The sequence below is a fragment of the Fructobacillus ficulneus genome (genome assembly GCF_001047075.2).
Taxonomy (GTDB): Bacteria; Bacillota; Bacilli; order Lactobacillales; family Lactobacillaceae; genus Fructobacillus; species Fructobacillus ficulneus.
On record NZ_DF967984.1, the window covers coordinates 1 to 273 of the forward strand.

Consider the following 273-nt stretch of genomic DNA (forward strand, 5'->3'; position numbering starts at 1 on the left):
AAGGGCAGCGTCTTAGCCACTTGACCAGCGAGCCATGGTCAGTTTGTCGTCGATATCTCTATCAGACAACTATAATAGTATAACAAGTTCTAATTGTTTTGTCTAGTCATTTATTGTAAATTGTCGAAATGATTGCTATTTTTGTTTCTAAAATCAATAAAAAAGCCGCAACCGAAGTTGCGACTTGATTATAGCTCGCGAGAGAATCGAACTCTCGATTCCGCCGTGAAAGGGCAGCGTCTTAGCCACTTGACCAGCGAGCCATGGTCAGTT

At 42.1% G+C, this 273-nt stretch carries 1 tRNA gene; it reads right to left on the reverse strand.

The annotated features are described in order from the left end of the window. Positions 1-191: 191 nt before the first annotated feature. Positions 192-263, reverse strand: a tRNA-Glu gene (locus AOQ29_RS00385). Positions 264-273: the final 10 nt, after the last annotated feature.